The organism is Caballeronia sp. EK (assembly GCF_014384845.1).
Classification (GTDB): domain Bacteria; phylum Pseudomonadota; class Gammaproteobacteria; order Burkholderiales; family Burkholderiaceae; genus Caballeronia; species Caballeronia jiangsuensis.
Genome location: NZ_JACSUE010000011.1, coordinates 1 through 13,087, shown reverse-complemented (window position 1 = coordinate 13,087; position 13,087 = coordinate 1). Strand labels below are relative to the sequence as shown.

Annotated in this window: 12 protein-coding genes and 1 pseudogene; 7 read left to right on the top strand and 6 right to left on the bottom strand. The window is 62.2% G+C overall.

Annotated elements, in window-relative coordinates:
• Position 1: 1 nt before the first annotated feature.
• The 4 genes from IAG25_RS28910 to IAG25_RS28895 all read left to right on the top strand — a co-directional run bounded on the left by IAG25_RS28910 (position 2) and on the right by IAG25_RS28895 (position 4,597).
• On the top strand, positions 2-484 hold the full coding sequence (locus IAG25_RS28910) for an Lrp/AsnC family transcriptional regulator (protein WP_187607897.1): 483 nt from the start codon (positions 2-4) through the stop codon (positions 482-484).
• A gap of 818 nt (positions 485-1,302) precedes the next feature.
• A complete protein-coding gene (locus IAG25_RS28905; protein ID WP_187607896.1) occupies positions 1,303-2,781 on the top strand; it encodes an NAD-dependent succinate-semialdehyde dehydrogenase in 1,479 nt (492 codons plus the stop codon).
• A gap of 46 nt (positions 2,782-2,827) precedes the next feature.
• Positions 2,828-4,246 (top strand): aspartate aminotransferase family protein, encoded by a 1,419-nt coding sequence (locus IAG25_RS28900; protein WP_187607895.1) that lies wholly within the window; start codon positions 2,828-2,830, stop codon positions 4,244-4,246.
• A gap of 117 nt (positions 4,247-4,363) precedes the next feature.
• Positions 4,364-4,597, top strand: coding sequence for a hypothetical protein (locus tag IAG25_RS28895; protein ID WP_255504014.1), 234 nt, complete (start codon positions 4,364-4,366; stop codon positions 4,595-4,597).
• A 62-nt stretch (positions 4,598-4,659) separates the two neighbouring features.
• Here IAG25_RS28895 and pqqA read toward each other — a convergent pair whose 3' ends face one another.
• From pqqA to IAG25_RS28875, 4 genes and pseudogenes are all read right to left on the bottom strand, one after another.
• Positions 4,660-4,734 carry a pyrroloquinoline quinone precursor peptide PqqA gene (gene pqqA, locus IAG25_RS28890; protein ID WP_008353049.1) on the bottom strand — a complete coding sequence of 25 codons (75 nt, stop codon included), beginning with the start codon at positions 4,732-4,734 and terminating at the stop codon, positions 4,660-4,662.
• 273 nt (positions 4,735-5,007) lie between these two features.
• The gene (locus IAG25_RS28885; protein ID WP_187607894.1) at positions 5,008-5,241 is read right to left on the bottom strand and encodes a DUF2795 domain-containing protein; all 234 of its coding nucleotides are present in this window, start codon (positions 5,239-5,241) and stop codon (positions 5,008-5,010) included.
• Positions 5,242-5,325: 84 nt separating this feature from the next.
• Entirely contained in the window at positions 5,326-8,247 is a 2,922-nt protein-coding gene (locus IAG25_RS28880) for a bifunctional diguanylate cyclase/phosphodiesterase (protein ID WP_187607893.1), read from the bottom strand.
• Between the two features lie 175 nt (positions 8,248-8,422).
• Positions 8,423-9,479, bottom strand: a pseudogene (locus IAG25_RS28875) (GlxA family transcriptional regulator).
• Positions 9,480-9,536: 57 nt separating this feature from the next.
• Here IAG25_RS28875 and IAG25_RS28870 point away from each other — a divergent pair.
• Positions 9,537-10,226, top strand: a complete 690-nt coding sequence (locus IAG25_RS28870; RefSeq protein ID WP_187607891.1) for a DJ-1/PfpI family protein — start codon at positions 9,537-9,539, stop codon at positions 10,224-10,226.
• A gap of 57 nt (positions 10,227-10,283) precedes the next feature.
• Here IAG25_RS28870 and IAG25_RS28865 read toward each other — a convergent pair whose 3' ends face one another.
• Positions 10,284-10,706: a GNAT family N-acetyltransferase gene (locus tag IAG25_RS28865; RefSeq protein WP_187607890.1), complete on the bottom strand. Its 423-nt coding sequence runs from the start codon at positions 10,704-10,706 to the stop codon at positions 10,284-10,286.
• Positions 10,707-10,716: 10 nt separating this feature from the next.
• Complete coding sequence (locus tag IAG25_RS28860) at positions 10,717-11,454, bottom strand: ABC transporter substrate-binding protein (RefSeq protein ID WP_187607889.1); 738 nt, start codon at positions 11,452-11,454, stop codon at positions 10,717-10,719.
• An 89-nt stretch (positions 11,455-11,543) separates the two neighbouring features.
• Here IAG25_RS28860 and IAG25_RS28855 point away from each other — a divergent pair, with 89 nt between their 5' ends.
• Both IAG25_RS28855 and IAG25_RS28850 read left to right on the top strand, forming a co-directional pair.
• The gene (locus IAG25_RS28855) at positions 11,544-12,053 is read left to right on the top strand and encodes a cupin domain-containing protein (RefSeq protein WP_187607888.1); all 510 of its coding nucleotides are present in this window, start codon (positions 11,544-11,546) and stop codon (positions 12,051-12,053) included.
• 55 nt (positions 12,054-12,108) lie between these two features.
• Complete coding sequence (locus IAG25_RS28850) at positions 12,109-12,891, top strand: IclR family transcriptional regulator (RefSeq protein ID WP_187607887.1); 783 nt, start codon at positions 12,109-12,111, stop codon at positions 12,889-12,891.
• Positions 12,892-13,087: the final 196 nt, after the last annotated feature.

Sequence of the window (13,087 nt, the reverse complement as noted above, 5' to 3'; positions counted from 1 at the left end):
TTTGATCAAGCTCGACCGCTACGATCTGGCTATCCTGCGCATTCTTGCGCGGGATGGCCGCATTACGAAATCGCGCCTGGCGGATGAGGTCAATCTTTCGATCTCGCCCGCATGGGAGCGCGTGAAGAAACTCGAAGACAGCGGACTCATCAAGGGTTATCGCGCGGATATCGACTGGACGGCTGCTTTCAAGGGCAGCCGTATCGTTGTCGAGGTGACGCTTTCGCGTCATACCGCGCAGGATATGCGGCGTTTCGAGGAACGTGTTTGTTCTGCTCCCGAGATCGTGCAATGTTTTGCCACCGGGGGTGGCGTGGATTATGTGCTGCATGTCGTGGCGCGGGATATCGATCACTATCAGCGGTTTATCGATTCTTTGCTCGTCGAGGAGTTGGGGATCGAGAGGTATTTCACTTATATCGTTACTAAAGTCGTCAAGGATGTGGCGGGTGGCCCGCCGGATGGGGTTGATGATTTGGTGTGATCTTTTTTGCTCTCGCTTTTGCTTTTGCTTTTGCTTTTGCTTTCGCTTTCGCTTTCGCTTTCGGGGAATCCTGATTTCGTGTTGGTCTATTAGCGTTGCCCCTGTGCGGGGCGGGGGTCACTTTCTTTGCTGCTGCAAAGAAAGTAACCAAAGAAACAGCTATCCCCAGCCTAAGCACTTCACACCGGCCGCGGCACAGGCGATTGGCTGAATGGCCCGGCAGTAGCGAGTGCCCCCACAAGCAGATAAGGGCTTGGACCGCGCACGGTCTGACGCACCAAATGTTTAAGCGCGCTGGTTCAGCACCAAATAGCTCCGGCCCGCTTCGCGGCCGATGGGTCAATCGGGTTTGCGCGTGCTTCTTCTCGATGGTTTCCCTCGCATACCCAACGGCAGCGCGTAGCGCTGTGCCGAAGCTATTTGGTGCTGAACCATTCCATAGTGCGGTGCGATGTGTCAGACCGTGCGCGAGCCAAGCCCGGTTGGGCCTGTGAGGGCGACACTTAGGCGAGTGCCACCGCGGGCTGGCAAGCATGGCCAACGTGCGTGTGACCGCGGGCGGTGAGAAGCTGCTTTCTTTGGTTACTTTCTTTGCAGCAGCAAAGAAAGTGACCCCCGCCCCGGGGAGGGGCAGTGCTAATAGACCGACACGAACACAGGATTCCACGAAAGCCGAGAAACCTTAAGAACCACAACCCCAAACAGAAAAAACACCAACCCGCCCCAGCGATAACAAAAAAACCACCGACCGCAAGCCCCATAAACTAGACGCATCGAATCAATCAAGCGAAACGCACGCTGTGAGCAAGGAGACAAACATGCTGCTGGGTCATCCCGTTCTATTCAAATCGCTGTGTTACATCGACGGCCGTTGGGTTCATAGCGAAAGCGCCGCATCGATCGCGGTAACCAATCCCGCGGATCAAAAAGTTATCGGCCACGTCCCGATGCTCGAGCAATCGCAAATCAAAAACGCAATCGACGCCGCCGATCGCGCATTCCAGTCCTGGCGCTGGATGCCGCAACAAAAGCGCAGCGCGCTGCTCTTGCGCTGGCACGAACTCATCATGCGTCATCAGTCCGACCTCGCGGGCATTCTGTCTCTCGAACAGGGCAAGCCGCTCGCCGAATCCAAAGGCGAGATTGCATACGCGGCGAGTTTCGTCGAATGGTTCGCGAACGAAGCCAAGCGTCTGACGGGTCGCACCATTCCCACGCATATCGATGGCGCGCATCTCGGCACGGTGATGGAGCCTGTCGGTGTCGCCGCGCTCATCACGCCGTGGAACTTTCCGGTCGCGATGATCACGCGCAAGGCCGCCGCCGCCATCGCAGCGGGCTGTACCGTCGTCGTGAAACCCGCGCACGAAACGCCGTTCTCGGCGATCGCGCTCGCGCAACTCGCCGAAGAAGCCGGCTTCCCGCCGGGCGTGTTCAACGTCGTCATCGGCGAACCGCAAATGGCGATGGAAACGCTCGTCAGCGATACACGTGTGCGCGCCGTGAGCTTCACGGGTTCGACACGCGTCGGCGGTCTTGTTTCGAAGACAGCCGCGCAAGCGGGCATCAAGAAGCTCGCGCTGGAACTGGGCGGCAATGCGCCTTTCATCGTGACCGAAGATGCGGACCTGGAACAGGCCGTGCGCGTCGCGGTAGGCGCGAAGTTTCAAACGTCGGGTCAGGATTGCTGCGCTGCAAACCGCATTCTCGTCGCGCGTCCGCTTTATGAACAATTCGTCGAACGCTATACGGAAGCGGTAAAAAAGCTGAAAGTAGGGACCGCATTCGAAGCGAATGTCGATGTCGGCCCGCTCATGCATCAGGCCGCATTCGATGCGACCGTCGCACGCGTCGAGGATGCGAAAGCGCAAGGCGCGCGCATCACCGTGGGCGGCAACGCGCATGAGCTCGGCGGCTGGTTTTATGAACCGACCGTCGTCGCCGATGCCAAACCAGGCATGCGCATCTACGACGAAGAGAACTTCGCGCCGATCTCCGCGATTTCCCCGTTCGATACGCTCGACGAAGCCATCACGCGCGCGAACGACACGGAGTACGGCCTCGCCGCCTATGTCTGCGCGAATCGTATCGACACGATCTTCCAGCTCGTGCGTCGGCTCGACTTCGCGATGGTGTCGGTCAATGGCGTGAAGTTCACCGGCGCGCCGATTCCGTTCGGCGGCATGAAAGCATCGGGTCTCGGCCGCGAAGGCGGCGCTGAAGGCTTCGAGCCCTTCGTCGAAACGAAATACTTTTGCCTCGGCAATCTCGGCCTGCCGCTCACGACCGCGGCCTGAAAGAAACATCCTCAAAGACACGCATCATCGAATCAAGGAGAAGCATATGGCCCAGCAAAATCAATCGCTCGATCAACTGTTCGCCGAAGACCGCGCGCATTTCATGCACCCGTCGACTCACGCGCACGATCACGCCAGCGGCGCGCTGCCCGGCAAGATCGTCACGGGCGCGAAGGGCATCCGCATTCAGGATCATCAGGGCAAAAGTTATATCGATGCGTTCGCGGGTCTCTATTGCGTGAACATCGGCTATGGCCGCACCGAAGTCGCGGAAGCGATCTATGAGCAGGCGAAAAAGCTAGCGTATTACCACACGTATGTCGGCCACTCGACGGATACGATCATCGAATTGTCCTCGCGCATCATCGACTGGTCGCCCGAAGGCATGAAGAAGGTGTACTACGGCATGTCGGGATCGGATGCGAACGAAACGCAGATCAAGATCGTCTGGTACTACAACAATGTGCTGGGCCGTCCGAACAAGAAGAAGATCATTTCGCGCGAGCGCGGCTATCACGGCTCGGGCATCGTGACGGGCAGCCTCACGGGATTGCCGAGCTTTCATCAGAACTTCGATCTGCCGATCGAACGCGTGAAGCACACGGTTTGCCCGCACTGGTATCGCAAGGCGCCGGCCGGCATGAGCGAAGCGCAATTCACCGCTTATTGCGTGGAAGAACTGGAAAAGCTGATCGCGAAGGAAGGCGCCGATACGATCGCCGCATTCATCGCCGAACCGGTGATGGGCACGGGCGGCATCATCGCGCCGCCGCAAGGCTACTGGGAAGCGATCCAGGACGTGCTCAGGAAGCACGACATCCTCCTGATCTCCGATGAAGTCGTGTGCGGTTTCGGCCGTCTCGGCTCGAAGATGGGCGCGCAGCACTTCGGCATCAAGCCGGACCTCATTACCGTCGCGAAGGGCCTGACGAGCGCGTATGCGCCGCTGTCGGGCGTGATCGTCGGCGAGAAGGTGTGGGATGTTATCGAAAAGGGTTCGCAGGAATTCGGTCCGATGGGTCACGGCTGGACGTATTCGGGACATCCGATTTGCGCGGCCGCTGCGATCGCCAATCTGGATATCCTCGAACGTGAGAACCTCACGCAGAATGCCGCCGATGTCGGCGCGTATTTGCAGCAGCAATTGCACACGGCTTTCGATGCGCATCCGCTCGTCGGTGAAGTGCGCGGCGCGGGCATGCTTGCGGCGCTCGAATTCATGGCCGACAAGGACGCGCGCACGCCGTTCGATGCGGCGCTGAAGGTCGGCCCGAAGGTATCGGCGGCGGCGCTGGAACGCGGCGTGATCGCGCGCGCGATGCCGCATGGCGATATCCTCGGCTTCGCGCCGCCGCTCGTTACGACGCGCGCCGAAGTGGACGAAATCATCGGTATCGTGAAGCAGGCCGTCGATGCGGTGGCAAACGAGGTGATCGGTTCGGCGCTCACGACGCAGGCGATCTGAGCTTTTTGCAACTGTGGTGGTAACGGAGGCCCGCAAAAGATGCGGGCCTTTTTATTTGGCGCGAAGTGGTACGCGCGTTGCTGCATAGCTTTCGACCAGATCGAAAGGAGACTTACGATGAGCGATAGTGAAGAGAAGCGCCATCAGCAACCGCATTCGGCGCCTAATCCGAATGCTGCGGAAATCGAACCGGAGAATCGGCGGCTGGATCAGCATCCGCATCAAACGGCGGAAGTGCCCTATGGCTCGGGTAACGAACCGGAGGTCGCGGGCAAGGGTGGTTTCGATGCACAGGATGTGGAGCTTCCGCGTCCGGCGAATAAGCATACGGAACCGCTGCAACGCAAATAGATATCTTCCGCTAGCCCCAAAAAACAAAACGGCCACTTTTATGGCCGTTTTGTCATTTCCGATTAGCGGGTGGCTATGTACATCGTGATTTCGAAGCCGAAGCGCATATCGGTGAAACTCGGGGTTTCCCACTTCATAGAGCCTCCTTGTGCTTGATTGGCCAGACGGATGCCGGGCCATTGCGCGGTTCATCTGCTGCGGGCGCCGTGCAAAGCCGCGCATCCTAAATCGACGCTCTTTCATCCTAGCGCGATAACACATGATGCACGATTAGAAATTGCACCGGCGTTCATTTAATTTATCTATAGCGTCTGCCATCGATCGATTCTGGACAAGGGATTACCCTATACAGACGGTATTGCTCCGATAATAATGCCGCATCGCGATATCCGTTCAAAACTAGTGCGAGATCAGCCCGTACGCATTGCCTCGCGCATCACCGCGTCCGCGCTGTCGAAATGACGATTGGTCATCTTTTCGAGCACGGCGATGACTTCGCCGTCCGCGCCGTTGCATTTCGCCAGCGCCATGAGCTTTTCCTTGCCCATCGGATAATCGGCGCCCTTGAGCGCGCGTGCGATCTGTTCCGGCGGCGGTTCGTCCGGATGTCGATGATTCTGCGAATGCGCGGGATGCTGTGCCATTTACGCCTCCTTTCAATTCGACGATAACGCTTACGAATAAGCAACGCGCGTACCCGTCGCGTCTGGAGGAGGCTTATAAGCGGCTTATAGCGCCGCGCTTGCCGTCGTCGACCGCGGCGCGAGCGATGCGCGCGTGAGTGCGTCGAGCGGCAGCGGCTTGTCGAAGAAATAGCCCTGCGCTTGCGCCGCGCCCATGTCGCGCAGCACCGCAAGCGTAGCCGCATCCTCAACGCCCTCCGCGACGAGCGTCAGATCGAGCGATTCGGCCATGCGCACGATGGCCCGCACGATCGCCCGGCTGCGCGGACTTTCGGTCAGTTCGAGAATGAATGACTTGTCGATCTTCAGGCCCGTGAACTGATACTGGTGCACATAGCTGAGCGACGAGAAGCCGGCGCCGAAATCATCGAGCACCACGGACATGCCGTTGTCCGCGAGGCGTTGCATCGTGCGACGCGCGAGCGCGGGTTCGGCGACGAGCGCGCCTTCCGTCAACTCGAGACATACGCGCGACGGCGATACGCGATAACGTCGCAATAGCGCGAGCACGTCATCGGCGAATTCAGGGCGCGTCATGCTATAGCTGGAGCAATTCACATGCACCGGCGGCCAGTGCGCAAAATGCGCATTGGAGAGAATCGCCGCAACGCGCTCGAGCATGTAGAGATCGAGCCTGCCGATGAGTCTCAAGCCTTCGACCGAAGGAAGAAACTCGCCCGGCCCGACGAGGCGTCCGTCGGGCTGACGCCAGCGTATCAATGCTTCGAGCGCGACGACTTCGCCACTCTTCACATCGACGATAGGCTGAAAGTAGGGCAGCAGTTCGTCGTCGCGCTTGATCGCATTGCGCAGCGCGCCTTCACGTTCCACCTGGTCCGACACCTGGCGTCGCAGTTCCTGATTGAACACGACGAAGCTGTCGCGGCCCGCGTTCTTCACGCGATACATCGCGGTATCGGCATCGCGCAACAGGTCGGCGGGCTCGGTATGGAACTGACTGTCCGCACTCACGATGCCGATGCTGCACGACGAAAACACCACATGCTCTTCGATATGAAACGGCAGATCGAACGCGGCGAGAATGCGCTTCGCGATCGATACCGCATCGCGCACGTGCGCATTCGGCGAAAGCACGGCGAATTCATCGCCGCCCAGACGCGCGAGCAAATCCGTCGAGCGCAGACAATCGCGCAGACGTGCGGCGGCCTGCACGAGCAGCATGTCGCCGAAGTGATGGCCGAGACTGTCGTTGACGACCTTGAATCGATCGAGGTCGATGAACATCACCGAAAGCTGTTCGTCGCGCGTCTGATAGTCACGCCATGCGCAACGCAACCTCTGCATCAGATGGCTGCGATTGGGCAGGCCCGTCAATGCATCGTGCGAGTTCTCGTAGAGGAGGCGCGCGTTGACATCGTCGAGTTCGCGCGTGCGGGCCTGCACGCGTGCTTCGAGTTCGAGGTTCGCGGCATGCAGCGCTTCGGCATCGCGACGGCGCGAGAGCGCGGTGTCGATATGACGCGATACGAAGGTCAGTAATTCCTGATCGCGCAGCGAATAGCGCACGAGCGGAGAATAGCTTTGCACGGCGAGCACGCCTCGCACGACGTCGCCATCGAAGAGCGGAATGCCGAGCCACGAGCGCAGGCGCACTTCGCTGTGCTCGATCTCGAATGCCCCCTCTTCGATGAGACGCAACGCTTCCGAATGATCGATGAGCCGCGCGCGCCGCTCGTGGATCACATATTCCGTGAGGCCGCGCTGATTGCGTCGCGGTGCGGGGCGCTCCTGCACGATCTCATCGACGTAATACGGGAACGACACTTCGCCCGTTTTCGTTTCGAAGAGCGCGATATAGAAGTTGCGCGCATAGAGCAGCTCGCCGACGATACCGTGCAGGCTGCGAAAGAACTCCATCGTGTCGCCTGGACGGCTGGACAATTCGGCGATCTGATACAGCGCTGCCTGCAAGTGCTCGGAACGCTCGCGCTCCGCGATGCCATGACGCAGCGCCGCGTTGAGCTTCGACAATTCGGAGGTGCGCCGCGCGACCTGCTCTTCGAGATCGGCGCGGTGCAGGATACGGTCGAGCGCCATCGCCACATGGCGCGCGACGACGAGAAAGAGCGCGCGGTCCTCGGCGGTGTAGATGCGCGACACGTCGTAGACCTGCATTGCCAGCATGCCGAACACTTCGTCGCTGGCGTTCTTGAGCGGCGCGCCCATCCAGAACTCGGGGCGATCGCCGATGCAATAGAAACGGCCCGCGCGCTCGGCCGCGCAGATATCGGCCGCGGTGATGAAAAGCGGCTGCGCGCTCGTGAGCACCTGACCGGTCATCGATAGATGCGCCGGATTCAGAATGTCGTAGTTCTCTGCCGCGACGACATCGGTATCGATCACATCGACGTAATACGGATACGTGACCCGGCCCGTCTTGCGATCGTAGAGCGCGAGATAGAAGTTTTCGGCGTCGATGAGCGTGCCGAGCCGTTCGTGTACGCCGCGCAGAAAATCGGCGCGCTCGGGCACGGAGCTCGCGAGATAAGCGATTTCATAGAGCACGCGCTGCGTGAGTTGCGCGCGCGCGAGAACATCGGCCTGCACGCGCTCGCCGAGCGTGCGCGCGAGTTCGGCGAGATGCGCGTCGTCGCAAAGCGTGACAGGCGCGAGCAGCCAGCCGAGTGCGCTTTCGCCGCGCCCGGTTGGCCACGCATGCCAGCCCTGTGTCGCGCATAGGTCCGCGAGACGTTCTTCCGCGATGTCATGCGGCCATGCCTGCGCGTGGGGCAATGGTGCATCGCCGCGCCGCTCCAGATGCAATTGCTCGCCCGCGCGATACCACGCCCATTGCTGCGGGCAGCCCGTCGCGGCGGCCTCGCGCAGCAAGGCGTCGATCGATGGCGCGACGCGGGCGAAGACCTTGTCGTCGGTCGCCGTCGCGGCTGCAGGTTCGACCGCGGTTGCGCGGGCAACCTGAGCGTCGTACGCGGGAAACACACTCATCGGCGCTCCAGGCCATATTGTCGCCACGGCGGGCGGTTCTCGTTCAGCGACTGCGTGCGCACGCGGCCCCGGGCGCGCGTCTCAAGCAAACGTTCTAAATGGGGTAACGGCAGCGAGCATACAGGCTTGAGTGCGCGGGACAAAAAAAGCCGGGGCGACGAAACAATATGGGCATTCATGCCGGATGTGCAGCGTCGGCGCGGTCGTGCCCGGTAAATCTCTCGCGATAAGCCTGCGGCGAAACGCCGAGCGAACGCAGAAAACCACGGCGCATGGTTTCTTCGGTGCCGAAGCCGCAGCGCGCAGCGACACGCTTCACGGGCAGCGCCGTATCGCCGAGCAGTCGTCGCGCCGCTTCGAGGCGCATGTGTTCGATCGAGCGCGCGGGCGTCGTGCCGGTCTGCGCGCGGTAATGGCGCACGAAGCTGCGCTCGCTCATACCGACGCGCGCGGCCAGCACGCCGACCGACAAATCCGCCGCCAAATTTTCGGCGATCCACGCGTGCAACTCGCCGAAGCGCTCGCCCGATTTCTGCAGCGACAGCGCCGCGCTGAACTGCGCCTGCCCGCCGGGGCGCTTCAGGAACACGACGAGCTGGCGCGCGACATCGAGCGCGAGCGCACGCCCGAGATCGTCTTCGACGAGCGCGAGCGACAGATCGATGCCCGCCGTGACGCCGGCGGACGTCCACACGTCGCCGTCGCGGATGAAGATCGGATCCGGCTCGACATGAACCGACGGAAAGCGCGTGGCGAGTTCCGCGCAGCGCGTCCAGTGCGTGACCGCGCGGCGCTCGTTCAGGAGACCCGCCGCCGCGAGCAGAAACGCGCCGGTGCAGACCGACGCGGTGCGCCGCGCGTGCGTCGAGCGCGCGCGCACCCAGTCGACCAGTTCGCGGTCGTGCACCGCTCTGTGCACGCCCCATCCGCCCGCGACGATCAGCGTGTCGCACGCTTCGTTCGCGTCGGGCAACACGTCGCCGACGAGCCCCAGTCCCGCCGACGCGTTGACCGTGCCGCTTCGCGATACGACGCGCGGACGATACGGCGGCGGCAAGCCCGCTGCCACCGCCAGATCGTTCGCCGACGCGAACACCTGCAAGGGACCGGCGACATCGAGCAACTGGACGTCAGGGAAGGCGAGCACGTCGATAGTGCGTGGAGCGTCGGCCGGCATGGCGGCCTCCCGGAGAGAATGGCGGAAAACGTGGGTTCTGTGTCAACTTCGCCATAGCGTAGCGGCGTAGCATCGGTTCGTCTACTGCATACAATCGACCAAGGAGAAGACGATGACGCTACATATCGGCCTGTTGCTGTTCCCGCGCGTGCAGCAACTCGACATGACCGGCCCCTACGACGTTTTCGCGTCCATGCCCGACGTGAAGGTGCATCTCGTCGCAAAGACGGGCGAACCGGTGAAATCGAGCGCCGGCATGATTCTGACCCCCGACGCGACCTACGCCGATTGCCCCGCGCTCGACGTGGTGTGCGTGCCGGGCGGATCGGGCGTCGGCGACCTGATGGAGGACGAGGCGACGCTCGCGTTCCTTCGCGAGCAGGCGGCGAGCGCGCGTTACGTGACGTCGGTTTGCACCGGCTCGCTCGTGCTCGGCGCGGCGGGCCTGTTGCGCGGCAAACGCGCGACGACGCACTGGGCGTATCACGAACTGCTCGCGGAACTGGGCGCCATACCGGTGCACGGACGCGTGGTGCGCGACGGCAACGTGTTTACTGGCGGCGGCATTACGGCGGGGATCGATTTCGCGTTGACGCTCGCGGCGGAACTCGTCGGCGAACACGAGGCGCAGGCGATCCAATTGCAGATGGAATACGCGCCCGCGCCGCCGTTCGATTCGGGCGACCCGGCGCACGCGCACGCGGCTGTCGTCAGCGATGTGCGCGAACGGTGCGCGCCGTCGCTGGCGCAGCGTGGCGCGGTGACGGCGCGCGTGGCGGAGCGGCTGAAATTGAATGCGTAATGCAAAACGCATCATGCAAGATGGTTCAATGCATGCGTAATGCCAAACACCAAACGATCAAAACCGCTTCTGCATGAAATAACGTGTCTGGCCGGCGTGAAAATCAGCGAGTTCGCCGAAGGTCTCGTAACCGCTGCGCACATAGAGTGCGCGCGCTGCGGGGTTGACCGTGTCGAGCCACGCGGCGCGGCAGCCGCGTTTTTTCGCCTCGTTTTCGGCGGCTTCGAGCGCGCGTGCGCCGAGTCCGGCGCCGCGCGCGTCTTCGCGTATCCACAGCCATTTCACGAAGAGCCAGTCCCACGCGGTGTAGCCCGCAAGCCCGCCGAGGAAATCGTCATCGCGATACAGCGACACGGCGAGATCGCGCTGCTGGCTCGGCCCGAGTCGCGCGCGATTGAATGCGGCGAGGCCGCCCGCGACGTCCTGCTCGAAGGTCGCGTCGATCCAGTCGGTCACCGCGAGCGTGACGTCCGCGCTCATATCGCGTCGCTCAGCTCTGCGCGGCGGGTGCAACCGATGCGCCCTTGATGCCGTGCCGTGCGAGCGCTTCGGCGACGAAGCCCGAGCGTTTCACATCCTCGACGAATTCGCCCAGATAGCGTGCGGCTTCGTCACCGCGCGTCTTCGACAAGCCCATCGCCTGCTGGATCACCATGAAACGTCCGTCGAGAAGACGCAGGCCGGGCGTGCGCGCCGCATCGGCTTCGAGTTGCTGCTTCACGCCCGCCGCGACTTCGAGGTTATCGCGCAGAAACTCTTCGACCACCGTTTGCGACAACGCCGTGCGCACGATCTGCGCATGCTTGATCTCGCGCGTGAGAAAGAGATCGTATGCGCTGCCCTTGCCGACCATGATGCGGTTGCCTTCGCGATCGACGTCTTCGTTGCGCGTGAGCGGCGACGCATCGCGCACGAGATAGCAGCCTTCGATCAGCACGTAAGGCGCGGTGAACGCGATGCCCGCGCCGCGCAGCGGATCGATCGCGAAGAAGCCGATGTCGGCGCCTCCGTTCGTGACGGTTTCGACCGACTCTGCGGCGCGGTCGAACGACGTGAACGCGACGGGCACTCCGAGCCGCGACGCGAGCTCGCGCGCGATATCCACCGATACGCCGCCCGGCTCGCCGCTGTCGGTCCGGTGCGCGAGAATCGGATTGCCGAGATTGATCGATGCGCGCAGCGTGCCCGTCGGCACGAAGGCATTCAGCAAGGAAGTGGAAAGAGTCATGGTGTGAGTCGATTGAATGAAGGGAAGTGGCCACACGAGCAATCCGATGCAGAATACGCGAACCGCAACCGCTCTGGCAAAGGAACGACATGCAACGCACACGCATCGACAGCCGGGAATTGATCGCGCGCCTGAAGCTCGAACCGCATCCCGAAGGCGGATTTTTTCGCGAGACGTATCGCGCGAGCGGCAACGTCGCGCGCGAGAACGAAGGCGAATTACGCTCGGCGTCGACTGCGATCTACTTCCTGCTATGCGACGGCGCGCATTCCGCGTGGCATCGCATCCGCTCCGACGAAGTCTGGCATTTTTATGCAGGCGATCCCATCGACGTGCATATGCTCGATGCACACGGCGCGCTCGTCACGCATCGTCTCGGCAACGCGCTCGAACATGCGGATTCGGTGTTTCAAGCGGTCGTCAAAGCGGGCGACTGGTTCGCGGCCGAGTGTCGCGATGAAGACGGCGCGGCGCTCGTCGGCTGCACGGTCGCGCCGGGCTTCGAGTTCAGCGAGTTCGAACTCGCGGCGCCGGGCACGCTGGAAGCACGTTATCCGCAACATCGCGAACTGATCGCCAGACTCGGACCCAAACCATGACGATGCGAGTGCGGTTATCATCGCGCGCATCATCGACAACGACACAAGGTCAGGCATGAGCGGAGTGCGCCGGGGGATTCAATCGATCGAAGTCGGGGGCGCGCTTTTGCGTGCGCTGGTGGATCATGGCGGGCCGATGCTGCTCGGCGATCTCGCCAGGAAGGCGGGCATGCCGTCGGCGAAGGCGCATCCGTATCTCGTGTCGTACGGCAATCTCGGGCTGATTCAGCAGGACGCCGCGACGGGTCGATACGAGCTCGGGCCGTTCGCGTTGCAAATGGGATTGATCAGCCTGCAGCGCGTCGATCCGGTGCGTCTCGCGATCGCGGAAGTGGCGAACATGACGCCGGGTATCGAGCATACGGTCGCGCTCGCGAGCGCGGGCAGCTATGGGCCGACCATCGTGCATATTCAGCAGGCGAGCGTGCCGATCCACGTGACGATGCGCACGGGCACGGTGATGTCGCTGTTGCAGACCGCGACGGGCCGCGCATTCGCCGCGTATCTGCCACCCATGACGGTCGATGCGCTCGTCGCGATCGAGCGCGCGGGCGCGTTGCAGATCGGTGCCGGGCGTCGCGACTATACGCGCGCGCAGATCGACGCGATGCTCGGCGAAGTGCGTGAGCATGGCATCGCGAGAGCGATCGACGAACCGGTCGCCGGGATCAGCGCGATCAGCGCGCCGGTGTTCGATCACACGCGCAATATCGTGCTCGCGATTACGGCGATCGGACCGAGTGGGTCGTTCGATGGTGCCTGGGATGGGGGCATCGCGAAGGCGCTGCACGCGTGTGCGCTGCGCGTGTCGAAGATGTTGGGGTTTGTTGCCGTCTGATTTTCGGCGAATTTCGAAAGCGAGCGTGGGTGTGGTGGGTTTGTTTTCGCCGGATCCCGGTTTCGCGGTGGTTTATTAGCACTGCCCCTCCCCGGGGCGGGGGTCACTTTCTTTGCTGCTGCAAAGAAAGTAACCAAAGAAAGCAGCTTCTCACCGCCCGCGGTCACACGCACGTTGGCCATGCTTGCCAGCCCGC